Origin of the sequence: Bradyrhizobium sp. BWA-3-5, from assembly GCF_032917985.1 — a bacterium.
Taxonomy (GTDB): domain Bacteria; phylum Pseudomonadota; class Alphaproteobacteria; order Rhizobiales; family Xanthobacteraceae; genus Bradyrhizobium.
On record NZ_CP136626.1, the window covers coordinates 4,071,505 to 4,092,336 of the forward strand.

The 20,832-nt window shown below is 65.6% G+C and carries 15 protein-coding genes; 6 read left to right on the forward strand and 9 right to left on the reverse strand.

The genetic code is table 11. From position 1 onward, the window contains the following. Positions 1-801, reverse strand: coding sequence for an enoyl-CoA hydratase/isomerase family protein (locus RX331_RS19635; RefSeq protein ID WP_317251567.1), 801 nt, complete (start codon positions 799-801; stop codon positions 1-3). A 122-nt stretch (positions 802-923) separates the two neighbouring features. Between RX331_RS19635 and RX331_RS19640 the strand changes: the two genes are divergently transcribed. The 5 genes from RX331_RS19640 to RX331_RS19660 all read left to right on the forward strand — a co-directional run bounded on the left by RX331_RS19640 (position 924) and on the right by RX331_RS19660 (position 6,212). After that, positions 924-1,586 carry a GntR family transcriptional regulator gene (locus RX331_RS19640; protein WP_317251568.1) on the forward strand — a complete coding sequence of 221 codons (663 nt, stop codon included), beginning with the start codon at positions 924-926 and terminating at the stop codon, positions 1,584-1,586. Between the two features lie 283 nt (positions 1,587-1,869). Further along, positions 1,870-2,667, forward strand: a complete 798-nt coding sequence (cpaB, locus tag RX331_RS19645; protein ID WP_317251569.1) for a Flp pilus assembly protein CpaB — start codon at positions 1,870-1,872, stop codon at positions 2,665-2,667. Between the two features lie 17 nt (positions 2,668-2,684). Further along, positions 2,685-4,145 carry a type II and III secretion system protein family protein gene (locus RX331_RS19650; protein ID WP_317251570.1) on the forward strand — a complete coding sequence of 487 codons (1,461 nt, stop codon included), beginning with the start codon at positions 2,685-2,687 and terminating at the stop codon, positions 4,143-4,145. A 40-nt stretch (positions 4,146-4,185) separates the two neighbouring features. Continuing rightward, complete coding sequence (locus tag RX331_RS19655; RefSeq protein WP_317251571.1) at positions 4,186-4,929, forward strand: CpaD family pilus assembly protein; 744 nt, start codon at positions 4,186-4,188, stop codon at positions 4,927-4,929. After that, on the forward strand, positions 4,926-6,212 hold the full coding sequence (locus RX331_RS19660; RefSeq protein ID WP_317251572.1) for a CpaE family protein: 1,287 nt from the start codon (positions 4,926-4,928) through the stop codon (positions 6,210-6,212). The genes RX331_RS19655 and RX331_RS19660 overlap by 4 nt, the downstream gene beginning before the upstream one ends. Before the next feature lie 36 nt (positions 6,213-6,248). Here RX331_RS19660 and RX331_RS19665 read toward each other — a convergent pair whose 3' ends face one another. After that, positions 6,249-7,025, reverse strand: coding sequence for a tetratricopeptide repeat protein (locus RX331_RS19665; protein WP_317251573.1), 777 nt, complete (start codon positions 7,023-7,025; stop codon positions 6,249-6,251). 191 nt (positions 7,026-7,216) lie between these two features. Continuing rightward, positions 7,217-7,465 (reverse strand): PilZ domain-containing protein, encoded by a 249-nt coding sequence (locus RX331_RS19670; protein ID WP_317251574.1) that lies wholly within the window; start codon positions 7,463-7,465, stop codon positions 7,217-7,219. 258 nt (positions 7,466-7,723) lie between these two features. Here RX331_RS19670 and RX331_RS19675 point away from each other — a divergent pair, with 258 nt between their 5' ends. Beyond that, complete coding sequence (locus RX331_RS19675; RefSeq protein WP_317251575.1) at positions 7,724-9,412, forward strand: Na/Pi cotransporter family protein; 1,689 nt, start codon at positions 7,724-7,726, stop codon at positions 9,410-9,412. Here RX331_RS19675 and RX331_RS19680 read toward each other — a convergent pair whose 3' ends face one another. From RX331_RS19680 to RX331_RS19705, 6 genes are all read right to left on the reverse strand, one after another. Then, a complete protein-coding gene (locus RX331_RS19680; protein WP_283027780.1) occupies positions 9,413-9,751 on the reverse strand; it encodes a lipid-A-disaccharide synthase N-terminal domain-containing protein in 339 nt (112 codons plus the stop codon). After that, entirely contained in the window at positions 9,751-10,494 is a 744-nt protein-coding gene (locus RX331_RS19685; protein ID WP_317251576.1) for a glycosyltransferase family 2 protein, read from the reverse strand. Before RX331_RS19685 ends, RX331_RS19680 begins: the two co-directional genes overlap by 1 nt. A gap of 71 nt (positions 10,495-10,565) precedes the next feature. Further along, the gene (locus RX331_RS19690) at positions 10,566-11,411 is read right to left on the reverse strand and encodes a phosphatase PAP2 family protein (RefSeq protein WP_317251577.1); all 846 of its coding nucleotides are present in this window, start codon (positions 11,409-11,411) and stop codon (positions 10,566-10,568) included. Then, a complete protein-coding gene (locus RX331_RS19695; protein ID WP_317251578.1) occupies positions 11,412-13,154 on the reverse strand; it encodes a glycosyltransferase family 39 protein in 1,743 nt (580 codons plus the stop codon). Positions 13,155-13,233: 79 nt separating this feature from the next. Further along, on the reverse strand, positions 13,234-15,390 hold the full coding sequence (gene pbpC / locus RX331_RS19700) for a penicillin-binding protein 1C (RefSeq protein ID WP_317251579.1): 2,157 nt from the start codon (positions 15,388-15,390) through the stop codon (positions 13,234-13,236). Next, on the reverse strand, positions 15,387-20,597 hold the full coding sequence (locus tag RX331_RS19705; RefSeq protein WP_317251580.1) for an alpha-2-macroglobulin: 5,211 nt from the start codon (positions 20,595-20,597) through the stop codon (positions 15,387-15,389). The genes pbpC and RX331_RS19705 overlap by 4 nt, the downstream gene beginning before the upstream one ends. Between the last annotated feature and the right edge of the window lie 235 nt (positions 20,598-20,832).

The window sequence follows — 20,832 nt, forward strand, 5'->3', positions numbered from 1 at the left end:
CTATTGGCCGCGCCATTGCGGTGCGCGCTTGGTGAGAAACGCGTCGAGCCCTTCACGGAAATCCTGGCTGGTGTAGCACATCACGATGAGGTCCTCGCCCTCCTCGCGTGTCAGCCGTTTCTGCAAGCGGGCAACCGCCTGCTTGGTTGCGCTCAGCGTCAGCGGCGCGTGGCCGGCAACGAGCCGGGCGACCTCATCGGCGCGCTTGTCGAGTGCTGTGAGGTCATCGACGATTTCGTTGAGCAGTCCGACCGAGGCCGCCTCCTCGGCGTCGACCAGCCTGGCCGTGAAGATCAGATCCTTGACCCGTGACGGGCCGATCAACGCGGTGATGCGGCTGACATTCGACATCGACAGGCAATTGCCGAGCGTGCGCGCGATCGGAAACCCGATCCGGGTGCTCTTCGTGCCGATACGCAGATCGCAGCAGGCCGCAACGCCCGCGCCGCCGCCGGTGCAGGCGCCGTTGATGGCGGCAATGGTCGGCACCCGGCACGTTTCGAGAATGCCGAGCACGCGGTCGATCCGGTTCTCGTAGTCGATCCCGTCCTGCGGCGTCTTGAAGTCCCGGAACTGGTTGATGTCGGTGCCTGCGGCAAACGCCTTGTCGCCGGCCCCGCGCAGCAGCAGCACCTTGATGGCGTGGTCGCGGTTGGCGCGCTCGCAGATCTCGGCCAGGCGCTCGTACATCTCGAAGGTGAAGGCGTTGCGCGCCTGCGGCCGGTTGAAGGTGATGCGGCCGATGCCGTCATCGAGATCGAACAGGAGGTCATCCTGCCGTACCGCTATCTCCTGCTCCATCCCGGCCGCCCTTTCTTAATCGATTTTTACCAATTCTGAATGCAAAAACTCGTTTTATCAAGCTGGAACTGTCAAGATTCCGATGGTATAGCCCTTTTTGCATTCAAATTGGATTTCCGGCGATGCTGCATGAGGAAGTCGTAGGCCGCGTCCGCGCCATACTGCTTGACGGCGAGATTCCGCCGGGCGCGCGGATTCCCGAGCGCGACCTCTGCGAAAGGCTGCAGATCTCGCGCACCCCGCTGCGCGAGGCGCTCAAAGTGCTTGCGGCGGAAGGCCTGGTCCAATTGCTGCCGAACCGCGGCTCGCGCGCGGCGAGGCTGACCGACAAGGACATGCGTGACCTGTTCGAGGTGTGCCAGGGACTGGAAGCCCTGGCCGGCGAGCTCGCCTGCGAGCGCATTACTGACGCCGAAATCGCCGCGGTCGCCGCCGCGCATGCCGCAATGGTGGAGCACTACGGCAACCGCGACCTTCTGCAGTACTACCGCTGCAATCGCACCATCCACGAGGCGATCATCGCCGCCGCCGGCAATCCGGTGCTATCGGGCCTCTATGAATCCGTCACCGCCCGGATTCGCCGTGCGCGCTACGTCACGCCGATGACGCCGCGGCGCTGGGCGCTCGCGGTGCAGGAGCACGAAGCGATCCTCAATGCGCTGCAACGCCGGGACGGCGTTGGGCTCTCGCATATCCTTCGTGCGCATCTGCGCCATAAGCGCGACGAAGTCCTGCAGGCCGGCTTCGCAGAAACCGAGCCGCAAGAGGAAGCGCGCGCGTCCTGATAGCGGCAGGCCGGCGCCGGCTTGGCAAGCTAAAGCGCATCTCCAATTCCATTAACGACTTCAACCGTTCGCGCCCTCCCCCGGCCGACTACCGGTTTTTTGCGGAGAAGCCTCCCGCAACCGCTAACCACCCGTTCACCATGACGGTGAATCCCGCTTTCCGATCAACCAAAAATTTCACGCCTCAAGTTCCCTTATACCTTTGATGCCTAGTCATTCCTGTGGGGGGTGGCTGTGTTCGGTTGGGCATCCCTGCGTAAGCGTAAGAGTAGATCGTAAGCGTATGAACATCGCACGTATCGTCGTACTGATCATCGCGTTGGGTGCAGGCGGCGTTGCTGCCTATCTCGCCCGCGGCACCGAAGAAAACACCAAGCCGGCGGCCGAACCGGTCGTACAATTGCCGACGGTTGAAATCCTGGTCGCGAAGTCCGACATCGGGCTCGGCCAACTGCTCAAACCCGAGGACCTGCAATGGCAGACCTGGCCGGCCTCGGCCGCCGGTGCCAGTCTGATCAACCGCGCCGGCAGGGCCGACGGCATCAAGGAAATCGCCGGCTCGATCGCGCGCTCGCCCTTCTTCGCGGGCGAGCCGATCCGCGAGCAGAAGCTAGTCAAGGCCACCGGCTCCGGCTTCATGGCCGCGATCCTGCCGACCGGCTCGCGGGCACTCTCGACCGAGATCTCGCCTGAAAGCGGCGCCGGCGGCTTTATCCTGCCCAACGACCGCGTCGACGTCATTCTCTCCAAGCGCGAAAAGAATCCGGACGGCAAGGGAGCCGACGTCGTCCAGTCCGAAATCATCCTCTCCAACATCCGCGTGCTCGCGATCGACCAGGCGCCGAAGGAAAAAGAGGGCAGCAACTCCCTCGTCGGCCGCACCGCGACGCTCGAATTGAAGCCCGAGCAGGCCGAAACGCTGGCGCGCGCGCGCCAGAGCGGCACGCTGTCGCTGGCGCTACGCAGCATCACCGATGCCAACGCGCCCGAAGGGCGCCCAGAGGAGCAGGTTCAAAGACGAAGCGAGAGCGTCAACGTGGTTCGCTACGGGGTCGCTAATCCAACGACGGCACAGAAGTGACCGAAAGGACGACTGAAATGAAGTTTGGGGAAAATAAGTCGGCGACGCGGAGCGCGGTGGGGCGCACCCTGTTGTTGTCGGCCGCCGCCGTGCTGACGCTCGGCCCGTTGCTGCCTGTGGTGGCAGCCGAGTCCGAGAAGGATCCGGTAACGACTTCGGCCCTCGGCCCGGCGAAGATGCGTTTCCTGTCGCTCGGCATCGGCAAGTCGATGGTGGTCGATCTGCCCCGCGACGTGAAAGATGTATTGGTCGCCGATCCGAAGATCGCCAATGCCGTCATCCGTTCGCCGCAGCGCGCCTACATCATCGGCGGCGCCGTCGGCCAGACCAACGTGGTATTTTTTGACGGCGATGGTCAGCAGATCGCTTCCTACGACATCGCCGTGAAGCGCGATCTCAACGGCGTGCGGACCGCGCTGCGGCAGTCGATGCCGGGAATTCAGATCGAGGGCGTCGGCGACAGCGTGCTGCTGACCGGCTCGGTATCCAGTCCGGTCGAAGCCCAGCAGGCTGGCGAGATCGCCGCGCGGCTGGTCGGCGGAGCCGACAAGGTCGTCAATTCGATCGTCGTTCGCGGCCGCGACCAGGTGATGTTGAAGGTCACCGTCGCGGAAGTGCGGCGGGATGTCATCAAGCAGATGGGCATTGATCTGAGCGCCAGCCTGAATGTCGGCAACACCTCGGTGGTCTTCAATAACAACAATCCCTTCACCGCAAACAACGCTCCCCTCGTCCCCGGCAACGCTCTTATCGGGCAGTTCGGTTCGGCGCCGTCGGTCAAGGCGACGCTTCGCGCGATGGAGAGCGCCGGCGTCGTGAAGACCCTGGCCGAACCCAATCTCACGGCGATATCAGGCGAATCCGCAACGTTCATCTCCGGCGGTGAATTTCCCATTCCGACCGGTGTGACCTGCCAAACGACAACCGGCGGCACCATCGGACAATGCGTCCAGACCGTCAGCTTCAAGAAATTCGGCATCTCGCTCAACTTCACGCCGGTGGTTCTGTCCGAGGGCAGGATCAGCCTGCGGGTGATGACGGAAGTCTCCGAGGTTTCGACCGAAAACGCCCTGCAGGGCGGCCAGGGCGGAACGACCATTCCTTCGATCAAGACGCGCCGGGCCGAGACGACGCTGGAAATACCCTCGGGCGGTTCGATGGCGATGGCTGGCCTGATCCAGGAGCAGACCAAGCAGGCCGTCAACGGTATGCCCGGCGTCGACCAAATTCCGATTTTTGGCCAGCTGTTCCGCAGCCAGGACTTCGTCAACAACCAGACCGAGCTGATGGTCCTGGTGACGCCCTATGTCGTGCGCGCCGCCGCGCAGAAGGAACTGTCGCGGCCGGATGACGGCTTCGCGCCGGCGTCCGATTCCCAATCCGCGCTGCTCGGCCGTATCAACCGGATCTATGGCGTCGCCGCCCGCATCGATCCCGTCGCCGGCGTTCAGGGCAATTTCGGCTTCATCATTGATTGAAACGCAGCACTGTTCACCGCGCGGGGACGAGGACAGAACGATGACATCAAGAACACCGCTCCAACGGCTCAAGGCTGCAGGACTATTTGGCGCCTTGATCGGCCTTGCGACGATGCTCGGCGCCTGCAACTGGCAGTCCACGGAAGTCGTGACCACCGCGAGCGTACCGAATGATTACCGCCAGCGTCATCCGATTGCGGTAACCGAAGCCGACCAGTCGATCGTCGTGTTCGTGGGCCGAGGGCGCGGCGGCCTCTCCGGGCCGCAGCGCACCGACGTTGCGGGCCTGGCCTACAACTGGATGCGCGAAGGCACCGGCGCGATCATTGCCGAGGTGCCGATCGAAACGGCGAATGCGCGCGCGGCTGCGGCGTCGTACCAGGAAATCCGAACGGTGCTGATGGCGGGCGGCGTTCCCTCGCGCGCCATCACGCTGCGTCACTATCATCCCGACGACAGCAGGACCCTGCCGACGATCCGGCTGAGCTATCCGAAGATTGCCGCCGTCGCCGGCCCGTGCGGGCTGTGGCCGCAGGATCTCGGCCCGAACATCGACAACGCCGGTTACAATGAAAACCGCCCCTACCACAATTTCGGCTGCGCCACACAGCGCAACCTTGCGGCGATGATCGACAATCCGGCCGATCTCGAACAGCCACGTTCCGAGACGGCGGCCTATACACCGCGCCGCAGCGCCGCCTTTGAAAAATACCGCAAGGGCACTTCGACCGCGACCACCTACCCCGAAGCCGACAAGGCCAAACTCAGCGATACAGGCAAATGATCAGCCGCGTTTTTCAGAACTCCGACGATCAATTGGACGACACGGCGGCGCAGCCCGAGGAATACATCTCGCCTGCGCCGCGCGTATCGGTGCAAGCCTTCTGCGCCAGCGTCGCGGTCGCAGCCGCAGTGCGCGCGGCAAGCGAAGACCGCCGTCTTGGCAAGGCTCACCTCACCGCGCATATGGGCGGCATTACCGCCGCGATCGAGACCTATCACAAGGCGCCGACGCCCAACGTCATCCTGATCGAGAGCGATCCCGAGAGCGACATTCTCGAAGGCCTCGATGAGCTCGCAACCGTCTGCGACGCGGGCACCCGTGTCGTCGTGATCGGTAACGCGAAGGACTTCACCCCCTATCGCGAGCTGGTGCGTCGTGGCGTCAGCGACTACATCACCGCACCGGTCGCGCCAATCGACGTGGTGCGCGCGATCTGCGGTCTGTACGCCGCCTCGGAGGAAGTGGCGGTTGGCCGCATCGTCGCCGTCGTCGGCGCCAAGGGCGGCGTCGGCGCCTCGACCGTCGCGCACAACGTGGCCTGGGCGATCGCGCGCGATCTCGCGCTCGATTCCGTCGTGATCGACCTCGACCTCGCCTTCGGCACCGCCAGCCTCGACTACAACCAGGACCCCGTTCAGGGCATCGCCAACGCCGTGTTCCAGCCGGAACGGCCCGACTCGGCTTTCATGGAGCGGCTGCTGGCGAAATGCTCCGACCGCCTCAATCTGCTGGCGGCCCCGGCGACGCTGGATCAGGTCTATGATTTCGGCGCCGATGCGTTCGATGCGATCTTCGATACGATGCGGATGACGACCCCGTGCGTCGTGCTCGACGTGCCCCATCAATGGTCGGCATGGACCAAGCGCACGCTGGTCGGCGCCGACGACATCCTGATCGTCGCCGAGCCTGATCTGGCCAACATGCGCAATGCCAAGAACATGTTGAACGTGCTGAAGGCGGCGCGGCCCAACGACCGTCCGCCGCTCTACTGCCTCAACCAGGTCGGCATGCACAAGCGTCCCGAGATCTCGGTGCGCGAATTCGCCAAGGCGATCGAGAGCCAGCCGATTGCGGCGATTCCGTTCGATTCGAAGCTGTTCGGCACCGCTGCCAACAACGGCCAGATGATCGCCCAGATCTCGTCCAGGCATCGCACCACCCAGATGTTCCTGCAGATCGCGCAGCGGATGACGGGACACGCGGTGACCAAGCGGTCGCGGACCCCCTCATTCCTGGCGCCGATCATCAGGAAGCTGCAGGGCACCACGGCCCGCCGGGCGTAAGGCAGGAGCCGATCTCTGCGGTAGGGCCGCCGACGCCTAGTCGGCGCGCCCGGCCGCGGCGATCGGCATCTTGCCGGCTTCGGCGCGGGCGTTTTCGTTGTCCCTGCGCGCCAGCATCCGCTTCAATTGTGTGACATTGGCCGCGGCCTCGGCGGGCGGCAGGTCGGCCTTGGCGATCTTCTCCGCCTCGGCAAAGTTGCCACGCAGGCCAACCACGAGCGCCAGGTTGGCGCGCACGCGCGCGTCGCTGCCCGCAAGGCTGTAAGCGCGCCGCAGCGTCTCCTCCGCCTTGGCCAGCTCCTTCGAAAGCGCGTAGGACAGCCCGAGGTTGGACAGCACCGCGGGCTGGTCGGGCGCGATCTTGAGGGCGCTGGCGTAATATTGCCGTGCCTCCTCATAGCGGCCGAGCTGGTCCAGCGTCGCGCCCTGCGCCGAGAGCAGCCGCCAATCAGGATCGTCGGGGCTGTGGGCGCGGCCGAGCACGTCGAAGGCCTGTTGGAAGTTGCCGTTGTCCGCCAGCGCGCGGCCGTAGGCTGCGAGCAGGAGCCGGTTGCCTGGATGGGCGATGGTGGCCTGTTCGAGCACCGCGACCGCCTGCGAGCGCTGGCCGGTCGCGCGTAGGGCCTTGCCGTATCGCAGCGCCGCGTCGGCATCTTTCGGGTTGGCGCGATACTGCTCCTGATAGGTTTCGATATCGCGCCGCGGATCGCCGGCGCGGCTGACCTCGGCCTTTTCGTCGATCGAGCCGGTGATATCGGACAGTCCCGAGCTCGTGCAGCTGCCAAGTCCTGCCGCGAACATCAGGACAGACATGCACGCAAGAAGCCGCGCGGCGCGGGAGGGATGGGGCAACTTCTGGAACATGTAGCTGGACTCACGGCGGCAACTGTCCAGCAGTGTTCTCAGCTTAACCCTAAATTCGGGTTAAATTTGTTCCCATTTGCGGTAATGGGCGACCTTCGCCGGCGGGCTGATCGCCGGCGTCGAGGCATCTTGCGCGCGATTTAGTCGAGGAATTGCGCGCCGAGCTCGCAGCCGATCCGCCAGGCCAGCCGGCACTGGCGCGGCCTTCCCTCCGAGAAGATCACCGTGAATTCGGACGGGATTTCCGGATATTCGGCGATGATCTTCACGCCGCCGTCCGACATGTCCGTAATCATGCAGTCGCGCGGCAGTCCGCCGGTCGCAAACTGTATTTTCGCAAAGTTTCTGCACGCACGTCGTACGCTTGCGCGGCGGTTCGCTGCCAACATGTCCGTCCCTGTCCCTGTTCGATGGGATTCACTCGAAGGTGGATCAGCTTTACCGAAGAATCCTTGGAATTGGCCTAGCGCGACGGCTCGCAATGTAACTGATGCATTCGAATTCCGTTTACCGAACCCGGCGCGCCGAGGCGACCGCGCGGCGGAGCGGGCCGCCCTCCCGCAATTTTTCGGCAAATTAAAGGGTTGATCCCCCCTCGTTAGGCGATAGCCTGACCCCTCGACTCGATTTGGCGGAAAACTATTCGTATGGGAAGTCTGGTTCTTCTCGATCTGATGGGCGGCGTCGCGCTGCTGCTGTGGGGCCTGCACATGGTTCACAGCGGGATCCTGCGCGCGTTCGGGCCGAACCTGCGCCTGTTGCTGGCAAAGGCCCTGAGCAACCGCTTTACCGCCTTCGGCGCCGGCCTCGGCCTGACCGCGCTGCTCCAGAGCAGCACCGCCACCGCGCTGATCACAAGCTCGTTTACCTCCGAAGGGATTGTCAGCCTCGTCCCGGCGCTTGCCATCATGCTCGGCGCCAATGTCGGCACCACGCTGATCGTGCAGATCCTGTCGTTCAACATCGCCGCCGTCGCGCCGGTGCTGTTCATCATCGGCCTCGTCGCCTTCCGCTCGGGGCCCCGCTCGCGCGTCAAGGATATCGGCCGCGTCTTCATCGGGCTCGGCCTGATGCTGCTGGCGCTGCACATCCTGCTCAATACGCTGGCGCCGGCGGAGAACGCGCCGGGCGTGCGCGTGTTCATGAACGCCATTACCGGCGATCCCGTGCTCTGCATCCTGTTCGCGGCAACCGTGACCTGGCTGGTGCATTCCAGCGTCGCCAGCGTGCTGCTCGTGATGTCGCTGGCCTATGCGCATTTCGTCACGCCCTACGCGGCGCTGGCGCTCGTGCTCGGCGCCAATCTCGGCAGCGCCATCAATCCGCTGGTTGAGGGCGCGCGCCGCGACAACCCGGCGAGCTACCGCCTGCCGCTGGGCAACCTCATCAACCGCCTGGCCGGCATCCTGGTGGTGGCGCCGTTCCTGCAGCCGATCGCCGATGTGCTCACCGCGTGGCAACCGGACGCCGCCAAGGCGACCGCCCTGTTCCACATCGCCTTCAACGTCGTGACCGTGGTGGTCTTCATCGGCCTGCTCGACGGCATGGCGCGGCTGTTGAAGAAGCTGCTGCCCGAACGCGTCAAGGAAGCCGGTGCGCTGGGCCCGCGCTATCTCGACGAGAGCGCGCTGGAGACGCCATCGCTCGCTTTGGCGGATGCCGCCCGCGAAACGCTGCATATGGGCGATCACGTCGAAATCATGCTGCGCAAGGTGATGGCGGCGATGATGACCAACGACCGCGCGCTGGTCGACCAGGTCTCGGAGATGGACAACCGCGTCGACAGCCTCGACGAGGCGATCAAGCTCTATGTCACAAAGCTCACCCGCGGCAGTCTCGACGAGCGCGAGGGGCAGCGGGCGATGGAGATCGTCTCGTTCGCCATTAACCTCGAGCATATCGGCGACATCATCGACAAGAATTTGAGCGAGCTCGCCACCAAGAAGATCAAGCGCCGCTTCCAGTTCTCGGCCGAGGGCGCCGAGGAGCTCTCCGCCTTCCACAAGCGCACGATGGATTCGCTGCGGATCGCGTTCGGCGTCTTCATGTCCGGCGACGTCAACGAGGCGCGAAAGCTCTTGGCCGAAAAGACTGCGCTGCGCAGCGCTGAGATCGCCGCCACCGAGCGGCATCTCGACCGCCTGCGCGAGGGGCGGCCCGAAACCATCGAGACCACCTCGCTGCATCTCGACGTGCTGCGCGACCTCCGGCGGATCCACTCGCACATCTGCTCGGTGGCCTATCCGGTGCTTGATGCTGCAGGAGAGCTAGCCGCCTACCGCAGGACCGAAACCGATTTGCCGGGGCTGCCGACGCCGGTGCCCGGCCGCCCCTGATCAGCGGTCCAGCGTCTTCGAACCTGAGCCGCGGTTCTTCACGATCAGCATGATGTTTCTGATGTAGATGATGGTGGCCAGCGACTGGCCGAGGATGATCACGGGCTCGCGCTTGGCGATGCCGTAGATCAGCGTCATCACGCCGCCGCCCATCGAGAAGAACCAGAACGCCATCGGCACCACGCTCTGCCCGACGCGCTCGCTGGTGATCCACTGCACCAGGAAGCGCGCGGTGAAAAACAATTGCGCGATCAGCCCGAAAGCCAGCCAGAAATCGAACTTCGCGACGAAGACGTCGTAGAGGTAATCGCCGAGCGCCTGCCCGTATTGAATCAGCATCAGGAAACCTCGGTCGCCACGGGGGTCGGCTTCTTGCGGCGGATCAGCCACCAGACGCCGGCAAGATCCATGATCCCGATCCACAGCCGGTCGAAGAAGCCGTAATTGGACACGCCGGACCGGCGCGGACGGTCGATCACGTCGACATAGGCGACCTCGAAGCCTTCGCGGCGCACCAGCGCCGGCAGAAAACGATGCAGCCCGTCGAAATAGGGCATCGACAGGAACACCTCGCGCGGGAACGCCTTCAACCCACAGCCGGTGTCGCGGGTGCCGTCTTTCAGGATTGCCTTGCGCACGCCATTGGCGATCTTCGACTGCAGCTTCTTGAACCCGGTATCCTTGCGTCCGACCCGCTGGCCTGCTGCAAGCCCGATGCGACCGGCTCCCTTCTCGACCGCCGCGATCAGGTCCGGCAGGAATATCGGATTGTTCTGGCCGTCGCCGTCGAGCGTCGCGACGATGGCGCCGCGCGCCGCCCGAACACCGCTGCGCACCGCCGCCGACTGCCCGGACGAGGCGGCATGTTTCAACTGCCGGAGCTGGCGGTGTTGCTTCATCAGATCGGCCAACCGGTCGGCGGTCGCATCCGTCGACCCGTCATTGACGTAGATGATCTCGTAGTTCCAGCGGCCGTCGAGCGCAGCGATGATTTCCGCAATCAGCGGAGCGACGTTTTCCGCCTCGTTACGCACCGGCACAACGATGGAAACGGCGACCGAATCTCTGTCGGCAGAAGTCAAATCGGCACTCGTCTGGTTGGTTTGAAGGGCTTGGAACCGGGGCCTATCGGGCCGCCTGGCGGCGTCCGCTTTTATGGGGCGAAAGCGCCGCGGGCAACCCTTTTGAGGCGCCCCGAGGAGGGCCCGACCAGGGGCACGATGCTGCCGTCACGCTGGATCGCAAACCCCAGCCGGCGCGCCGCAAACCAGTAGCGCACGAACATCGCCCCGATGAGGCCGATCAGCGCACCGGCGACGACGTCGCTCGGATGATGCGCCAGCAGCACCAGGCGCGTCGCCGCAATAATCACGGCATAGAGCGCCATCGCGAACCGGCTCGCCGGCCAGACCGACGATACCGCGAAGGCGAGCGCGAAGGCGGTCGTGGCATGCCCGGAGGGGAAGCTGTAATAGGCGGGATTTCCGGCAAAATGCGAGAAGTGAAAGGCGTTGGCCTCGCCGCCGACAAAGGGCCGGCCACGGCCGACGCTATATTTCAGCACTTCTGTCACCAGATTGGAAAACGCCACCGCAAGGAAGAGAAATTGCAAGCGCGTGCCGAGGCCGAGCAGCAGCGACCGCTGGATGCCGCGAAAGGCCGGCGCGGCGAGCGCGACCGCAATCAAGAGCACGCCGAGCGCCGTCAGCACATATTCGTCCTTGCCGAAATCCGTGAGGATGCGAACCCACCACAGCGACGGCGTGCCGCGCTTGGGCATCTGGTTGATTTCCCAGACATCGATCGCAACCATCAGCACGATGATTGCAGCGCAGAGCCCCGTCGTCAGCCACAACGCATGCCGCGCTGCGCGCCGCGCGGCTTCCGCCCGCCGCGAATGCGACGGCGAGCGCACGAGCTGCGCCAGCGACAGCCAGCTCAGCGTCGCAAAGCGCGCGACATAGTTTTGGGAATCGGCGACAACGGGCTTGGCAGCCATCTATTCCGTTCCTTCCGAGCGGAAGATGGCGATCGAGATCGCCTTGCCCTGCGAGATGTTATAGCCTTCGATCCGCTTCGCCACGTTGTAGCGCAGCCCAATCGCTTCGGCGCGCTGCACAAAGGCGCGCTCGGTTCGTGACTCGATCAGCGCGAAGCGGCAACTGCCCTGCCCCAGGAAATCGGCGGCGCCCGATCCGTCGGTCAGCAGCGTGGTGGTGCCCGCCATGAAGACGAGGCTCGGCTCATGGAAGCCCGCCGCCGCGGCCTTTGGCCCGACGCAGACCACGTTGCGCAGTGCGCGCGCGATCTCGGCGCTCGGAAACATCGTGGTCAGCGACGGCATCACGATGCCGTAGATGCCAACAGCCAGAAACATCGCCGCGACCACTGCATTGAGCAGCGAGCGCTCGGCGCGGCTGTCCTCGAACATCCACCAGGCGATCAGGCCGAAGATCATAGACGCCGCCAGGAACGGCCAGGCCGGAAACGCCGGGTAATGCGTCAGCTTGATCGCGCCGGCCACCACCAGCACCGCCGCGCCGGCAGGTATGACGAACCACCACGCCGCGCCGCGCATCAGCCAGGACCGCGACAGCACGCGGCGCTCGAGCGCGCCCGCGGTGAGGATCGCAATCGCCGGATAGAGCGGCAGCACGTAATGCGGCAGCTTGGTCAGGACCGCCTCGAACACGATCCATGATGGGACCAGCCAGGCCAAAAGATATTGCGCGCCGGGCTCGCGCCGCGCGCGCCACACCGCCGGCGCCGCCATCCCGGCCAGCGCCGCGCCCGGCCAGAAGGTGACCCAGAACAGCAGGAGATAAAGTCCGGGCGGCGCGCCATGGGACTCCTGCGCGCCGATCTTGCTCAGCATGTCGCCGCCGAGCGAATTGGAGAAGAACGCCTCGCCCGCGCGCCAAAAGATCGCCACGAACCATGGCAGCACCAGCACCAGCGTCCACATCAGGCCCCAGAGCGGGCGCAGCCGCCACAGCCATGCCGCCGAACGGTCGAGGATCGCCAGCGCCAGGATGGTCAGCCCGACGAACATTAGGATCAGCGGCCCCTTGAGCAGGATGCCGCCGGCCAGCGCGGTCCAGAAGATCGCGGGCGCCGTCCAGGGCGGACGCGCCGGATCTTCGCCACGCTGCCAGGACAGGTAGACCCGTGCCATTGCCCCCATTGCCGCGACAACGGTGAGCAGCAGCATCGCGTCGGTCTTGGCGAGCCGCGCCTCGACGCCGAGTAACACGGAGGCACACATCATCAGCGCCGCCAGCGCGGCCCCGCGCCGCGTGACGAAGGCGAGCGCCGTCCAATAGGTCAGGAGCACCGCGCCGATGGCGCCGATCAGGGACGGAATCCGGTAGAGCCAGATGCGGAGCTGCGCCCGCGGCAGGCCGAGCGAGGACGCCGTTTCGACCACGGCGGCCTGCAGCCAATAGATGCCGACCGGCTTCTTGTAGCGGACGTCATCCTGGAAGCGGATATCGACGAAATCGCCGCTTTCGACCATCTGCTTGGTCGCCTGCGCGAAGCGCGCCTCATCGCGATCGATTGCCGGAATGTTGAAGAAGCCGGGCAGGAAAAGCACGATGCCGCAGAGCACAAGGAACACAATGGCGCGAAAATGGTTCGCGGTCGCAAAGTCGAATATGGCGGCCACCCTGCGGCCGGAATGCGCAGGTTTTACAGGGCGTTGGCCCGCTCCGAAGCGTGGCTGGTGCAAGGTTTCGACCATGCTGCTCGCATACGCTGAAACCGCACTGCAAACAACACCACAATTTCGCCCTATCCGACTGTCCCCAGTCGCTTTTTCCCTACTGTACCCGGATCACCACGGTGTCGGCGGCCCCCGTTGCGTCGATTACCGTCAGCCGGGCAAACCCGGGTCCGGGCGGATCGACCAGGCGCTGGCGGCGGCTATCGATCTCGCCGACCGAGGTGCCGTTCATCATGATGGTCAGCGGCAGTACGCCGCCGGCCACCTTGACCGGCATCGGCGCGCCCTGCCCGTTCACGGAACGATCGACGTCGATCCGTGAGCCGTTCAGTGGAAACTGAATGCGCGGCATCTGATCGCTGCCGGTGCGGATCAGTTCTCCGGCCGGGCGGAAGCGCTTGAGCGGCAGCGGCAGCTTGGCGTTGCTGGCAATGAGCGCGCCCTTCGGCGCCTTCGGCAGCGCCGCCGGGATTTTTCCGGTTCGCGCAAAGGCATCGAACAGGATGGGCGCGGCGGCGGTGCGGCCGACGAGGCCCGGCACCGGTGCGCCGTCGGGACGACCGACCCACACCCCGATGGTGATGCGGCCATCGAAGCCGACCGACCATGCGTCGCGGTAGCCGTAGCTGGTGCCGGTCTTGAAGGCGATCTTGTTGTGCACGCCGTTTTCCGGCGGCGGCGTACCGAGCAGCACATTGCCGACCTGCCAAGCCGCGGCCTGATCCATCAGCCGCAGCGGCTCGCGATCGTCGCTGGCGAGCATGATCTCGCGCAGCGGCTTCGCCGCGCCCAGCCGCGCCAGCCCGGCATATAGCTGCGTCAGGTCCTGCAACGTGACGCCGACGCCGCCGAGGCCCATCGCAAGGCCCGGCGCCTCATCTTTCGGCAGGACAAGGCTGCCGCCGGCCTGCTTCAGGCGCGACGACAGCCGGCTTGAGCCGACGCGGTCGAGCAGCGCGATCGCCGGCACATTGAGCGACAGTTGGAGCGCCTTGCGCACCGGCACGGTGCCCTGGAACGTCATGTCGAAATTTTCCGGCGCATAGGAGCCGAAACGAATGGGCCGGTCGTCGATCAGGCTTTCCGGATGGACAAAGCCGTCCTCGAAGGCGAGGCCATAGATGAATGGCTTCAGCGTCGACCCCGGCGAGCGTACCGCGCGCGTCATGTCGACCTGCCCGGCGCGGCGTTCGTCGAAATAGTCCGCCGAGCCGACGCGGGCCAGCACATCGCCGCTTTCGTTGTCGACCGCGATGATCGCGACCGAAATATCCGGCCCCTGCGCCAGGGCGCGGTCGCGCGCCAGCGCCTCCAGCGTCTTCTGCAAGCTCGAATCCAGCGTTAGCTTGATGAGCGGTGTGTCTTTCATCGTCGCCATCGCGGCATCGGAGGAATGCGGCGCCAGGATCGGCATCGGCTTGCGCAGCCGCGGTACGGCGGCCGCAGTGGCCTGCGCCGCGTCTTCTTTCGACACCACGCCATCCTCGACCATCCGCGCCAGCACGCGGTCGCGCGCGCCGTGGGCGGCTTCCGGATGGCGGTCGAGCCGGCGGCGTTCCGGCGATTGCGGCAGCGCGACCAGCAGCGCCGCTTCCGCAAGCGACAGCCGCTTCGGCTCCTTGCCGAAATAGGCGATCGAGGCGGCGCGGATGCCTTCGAGGTTGCCGCCGAACGGTGCCAGAGTCAGATAGAGATCGAGAACTTCGTCCTTGCTGAGCTGCTGCTCGAGCTGAACCGCACGGACCATCTGGCGGAGCTTTGCATAGACCGAACGCTCGCGCCGCGGCTCCAGCAGCCGCGCCAGTTGCATCGTGATGGTCGAGCCGCCGGAAACGATGTGGCCGCTGGCAGCGAATTGCAGCGCCGCGCGCCCGAGCGCCAGCAGATCGACGCCGCCATGCGACCGGAAGCGGCGGTCTTCGTACGTCAGCAGCAGCTTGAGATAGGTGGGATCGACCGCGGTCTTCGCATCGACCGGCAGCCGCCAGCGTCCATCGGCCATCGCATAGGCGCGCAACAGCTTGCCGTTGCGGTCGACGATCGTCGTCGAGACCTTGCGCGCCTGCTCCAGCGGCAACGGGCCGAGCGAGAAGACCCAGCCGGCGAAGGCGGTGGTCACGACGATGAGGATGAAGGCGAGAGTCACCGCGATCCGGAAAAACCGGCCACGTCCAATGCCACCGTCATGCCCGGGTTTGGCCCGGGCACCCGCGTCTTTGCAAGACGAAGAAGTATGGTTGCCCTCTTCGCTCATTTCGCCGGACGCACCTCGACCGAGCCGGTGCCGGTACGGCCATAGCGCGAGGGGTTGTACATGTCCTCGACATAGGCCTGCGGCAGCACGTATTTGCCGGGTGAGACGGCACGCACGATGTAGGCCACCGTGAACACCGACTGGTCGTCGCTGGCGCGGTCGATCGCCGCTGTGAAGCGGTCGTCGCGGAACTCGGTATGCTCCGGCTCCTCGCCGTCCTCGATCCAGTCGAGCGTACCCGAGTCACCCGACGACACCAGGCGCGGGTTGTCGATCTCGAGGCCGGCCGGCAGATAGTCGGCCACCATGATGTGCCCGTATTCCGGCTTGGCCTCAGTGATCTTCAACACGACAGCGAAGCGATCGTTCTGCTTAGCCTTGGTGACGTCGGCCGGCTTGCCGTCGAGCGTGAAGTAATTGCGCTCGATCTTGAAGCCGTTGGACGCCGCCGGCTCGGGGGTAACAGGCGAGCCCGAGACCGAGACCACCGCCTGCAGCGGCGCATCGCCGGTGTTGGTGATCTTGACCGGCTTGCCGGCCAGCGCCTCGGCCTTGTAGCTGCGATAGACCGCGGTTTTTGCCGGCGATCCGTCGATATCGAGCGTCAGCGTCTCCTTCGACAGTGCCCGCGCGGCCAGCACCATCCACGCATTCTCCTGCGTCGAGGTGTAGGGCGAAAGCCCACGCGCCGCTTCGACCCGTGCGACGGCCTGCGTCAGCGTCGCCCGCGGCGCGTTGCCTTCGCTGGCGAGCGAGACCAGCGCCGCCGCGTCGCGCAGCTGCGAGCCGTAATCGACACGGCCGAACTCGAACACGGGTTTTGGCGCCAGCGCTTCCACCGCCGCCGTATAGACCCGCTCCGCCCGCGTCCGGTCGCCGACCAGCGCCAGCGCCGCCGCGAGCTGCGACTTGGCGATCGGCGTCGCGAGATTGTTCAGCTTGGTGTCGGCGAGATAGCGGAGGTCGCCGATCGGCGCCGCGCCGTTGCGGGCGAGCACGTAGAGGCCATAGGCCAGATCGCGGCCGCCGTCCTTTTCCGGCTCATTGGCGTTGACCACCGAGTTCCTGATGCGATCGAGTGCGTTCTTGAACAGCACGTCCGGCACCGCAAAGCCCTTTTCGCGGGCGCGGGTCAGGAAGTCGGTGACGTAGGCATCAAGCCAGGCGTCGTCGCCGCCAGCCGACCACAGGCCGAACGAACCGTTCGAGCCCTGCCGCGCCAATAGGCGCTCGATCGCGTCCTTGATGCGCTGGTCGACGGCGGTGTCCATCGCCAGATGCGCGCCGGCCGCGAGGTCGTTGACGTAGAGCAGCGGCATCGCGCGGCTGGTGATCTGTTCCGAGCAGCCGTGCGGATAGCGATCCAGCGCCTTCAAAATGGTCGCCGCATCGAGCGCGGTGGAGAGGCTGACCGACAGCGACACGCTGCCGGTGCCCGAGACGAGATCGGAGAACATGTCCGGGCTCAGCGTCAGGCTCTCGCCCTTGGCCAGTGTGCGGATCGAGCGCCGCGCCAGCACCTGCGTCGCCGCCTTGACGTCGAGCGCATAGTGACGCGCCAAGGTCAGCCCGTTCGGCCCCTTGATGTCGACGTCGAGATTGGCGGTGCCGGCGCCGCCGGCATCGAGCGCCAGGGACATCGAGGTCCGCTGCTTCGCCGCCAGCTTCATAGTGGTGGTCGGGCTGCCCGTCACCTTTACCGGGCCCGAGGTCTTCACACTGATGCTGTAGTCGCCGGGCGCGCCCTCGACATTGTCGAGGTCAAAGCTCATCGTGCCCTTGTCGCCATTGAGCAGGAGGCGCGGCAGGGTTGCAGTCAGCACTACGGGATCGCGCACGGTGACGTCGATGGTGGCGCGGCCGAGCTTGCTCGCCGTCCACGCCACCGCCATCACCCGCGCGGTGCCGGCGAACTCCGGAATGTCAAAGCTGACCTCGGCAGTGCCGTCGGCGCCGACCGTAACGATGCCGGAATAGAGCGCGAGCGGCTTTTGCGTCGGCGGCGAGCCCTGCAGCTCGGCGCCGGCAGAGTCGCCGCCGGTGCGGATCTGGCCCCGGGTGCCCTGCATGCCGTCGATCAACTGGCCGTAGAGATCGCGGATCTCGGCCGTCAGGCGGCGCTGGCCGAGATAGTAATCATCGGGCGCCGGCGGCTTGTAGTTGGTCAGGTTGAGAATGCCGACATCGACCGCGGCGATGACGATCTTGGCGTCTTCACCCGGGTTCAATCCGCCGAGCTTGACGGGAATCTTCAGGGCCGTGCCGGGCCGCACCAGGGGCGGCGGCGACAACGCGACGGCAAGCGTGCGGGTCTTCTTGTCGATGCCAAACCACTTTAAGCCGATCGCGCGGCCGGGCATCCGGAGTGCCGCCGCATCCAGCGGCCGCCGCAGCGTCGCCAGCACATAGGCGCCGGTGCCCCAGTCCTTGCCGACAGTGAGCTTGACCTGCTGGGTGCCTTCCTTGACGTCGACGGTCTGCGTCGTCAGCAGGTGGTCGCCAAGCACGTTCACGGTCAGCTTGCCGGCGGTGCGGGCATTGACCGACACCACCATGGTGTCGCCCGAAGCATATTCCGGCTTGTCGACCGAGGTCTCCAGGAGGTCGGGCGTGTCGGCGCTGCCGTCGGAATACCAGCCGACGTCGAACTGCACTGACGTGACCGGGCCGTCCGCATCATTCGATTTGACGTCGAGGCGATAGCGACCGGGCTCGGGCGCGACCGACACCCGCGCCGCCTTGTCGGCAGCGAGCGTCAGGTCGCCATCGGCGACGCGCTTGGTCGACTTGACCGGCTCATACTCCCAGGACGAGTTCTGGCGATACCATTGGTAGCGCGACTCCATCTTCAGCAGCTCATAACGCAGGCCGTCGCGCGCCAGTTGCTTGCCCTCCGGGCTGACGAACACGACGTCGAACTCGGCCTTGTCGCCCTCGGCGACGCTCTTGTCGCCGAACAGCGGCTTGATGCCGATCAGCGCCGCTGTCGGCGCCACAGGCAGCACCAGCTTGCGCTCGACCGCGCGGCCGCCGGTCTCCACCATGCGGATGAAGATCTGGGCTTCCTGCGGGCGGGTGGAGGTTGGCGCCTTGGCGAGCGAGACCGGGAATGCCGCCACGCCATTGGTGTCGGCTTCCGGCAGGTTCTCGATCGGCGTGCGCTCGTTGGAGGAAGTCTCCTCGTCCGCCACGCCGAACTGGTAGCCGGGATAGCCCGGGCGACCGGAAGCCGCGGGGGCAACCAGCATGTCGCCTTCGAGCTGCAGGCCGGAGGCCGGCGCGCCATAGAGGAACTTGCCGGCGACCTTCAGCTCGACCGATCCCTCGGCCCTGATCATCTTCTCCTTGGCCGAAATGTCGAACTCGATCCGTTCAGGGAAGTAGTCCTCAACCATGAAGGTGGTCTCGCCGACCGACGAGCCCTTGGGATCGGTGAAGGCGCGCACCCGCCAGGTCCCGGTCGGGACCGCCGAATTGAGCGGCACGGCCATCGACCGGCCGCCGGCGCCCTGGTCCGGCAACACGGCGCGGCGGAATTCGACGCCGTCCGGCCGCTCGATCACCAGCGTCAGCGGCCCGCCGGCCATGGCATTGCCCTGTCCGTCGCGCAGCAGCGCGGTCAGGTAGACCGTCTCGTTCGAGCGGTAGACGCCGCGCTCGGCATAGACGAAGGCGTCGGCGCCGGGAGGCACCACGCGCCCGGCGACGCCGCGGTCGGTCAGGTCAAAGGCGTTGGTCTTCAGGCTGAGGAAGGCGTAGTCGGCCTTTTCGCTCATCACTGTCAGCAGCGCCGGCGACAGTCCGCCCTCGCCGCGCGCCAAACCTGCCTCGAACAGCACATGGCCGGCATCGTCGGTCTTGCGGGTGGCCAGGATCTCATTGTTGCGCGCGACCAGCCGCACCTCGGCTTTCGACAGGGCTTCCGTCGACGCCAGCGAATTGACGAAGACATGAATGCCGTCATTGCCGGAGAACGCCGTCAGGCCCATGTCGGAGACGATGAACCATTGCGTCGCCAGTGTGCCGTCATCGTCGCCGCTGCCGGGGCCCTTGGCCGCTGCCGTCATCACATAGACGCCGGGCTGCAGATCGCCGAGCGCCTGGTCCACGGGGAACGCCGTCACGATGTCCTGGTTCAATGTCGAAGCGGTGGCGAGCTCGCCGGACCAGACCTTGACGCCGCGTTCATTGCCGAGGTCGGAGAGCTGGTAGCTGGAGAGCGTCTTCTGGAAGTCGCTGTCGACCACCGTGTTGATCAGATTGCGGTCGCCGATCCGGAACACATTGACGTTCACCGCGGGCGTATTGACGCTGACCAGCGGAATGCCGCGCTGTCCCGTGCGCGGCAGCACATAGGCGCGGCCGGTAAATCGCACGAACGGCTTGCGGTCGCGGACATAGATGATGAATTCGGCCGATTTCGGCAACGTCTCCTTCACCGTGGACGGCAGGCCGGCGCGCAGATTGATGTTGTAGCGCTCGCCATGCTTCAGCCCGTCGACGCAGAGCTGCTTGCCCTCGCTGGTAAGCGCCGGCTTGTCGGTGCCGGCCTGCGCCACGAAGGGCGAGAAATCGACCCGCTTGGCGAGGTCTTCGGAGAACTGGAAGCAGGCGCGCGGCGAGGCGCTGTCGGAATCGACGGTATAATCGAGCAGGCGGAAGCCGTGCTGGTCCCGCATCTTCTCATACTGGCCGCGGACCTCGGCGACCTCGCGCATGTCCAGCGACATACGGAGCGCATCCAGCGCCGGGCGCCACAGCTTGCGCTCGGACATCGCCCGGCCGAGCACCGCCAAGGCATCGGCCTCCTCGGCCTGGTTGCCGGCGCGCTGATAGGCGATGTAGGCGGCGGTCGCGGCGCGCTCGTACAGGAAGGTCTGCTCGCTCGAGCTGGCGGCGCGGATCTGGAAGATGGTCTTGGCGAGTTTTAGCCAATTTGCGCTGTCTTCCGGCGTCGTGGCGGCGATCTGCCCCAGCACCTGTAGGCCGACGCGGAAATCGGAGCGCTTGAACGCGGCATCGGCGTCAGTGCGCAGCGTCGCGGAGGATTTCGCGACCGGCCCCGCTTCGCTCTTGATCTGGGCCTCCAGCTTGACGGCCGAATCGGCCAGCTCGTCGCGCTTGAACGCCTTGTCGGCGGCCCCTGCCGCCGTCAGGCCGAGCGCCAGCGTGGCGCAAATCACTATGGCGCGAACCAAACCGATCATGATGGGCTCCTTGCCGCGGACATCAGCCGCGTAACGATCAAAAAAGGCGCGAAAACGTGACGGACTGATGGCGGCATTATCGGCTTGCGAAAAGGTCGCATGCATGGCTTTGGCAGTCCGAAAGGTCCCGCCCGCCCCGACCGGCGAAGTGCCGGCAGGCAGGCATGTGTCAGAGGCAGGCGCAAAGGCTATGGCCCACCGTCTGGCTTTGTCGCAAGCTTGAGGAAATCGGTTC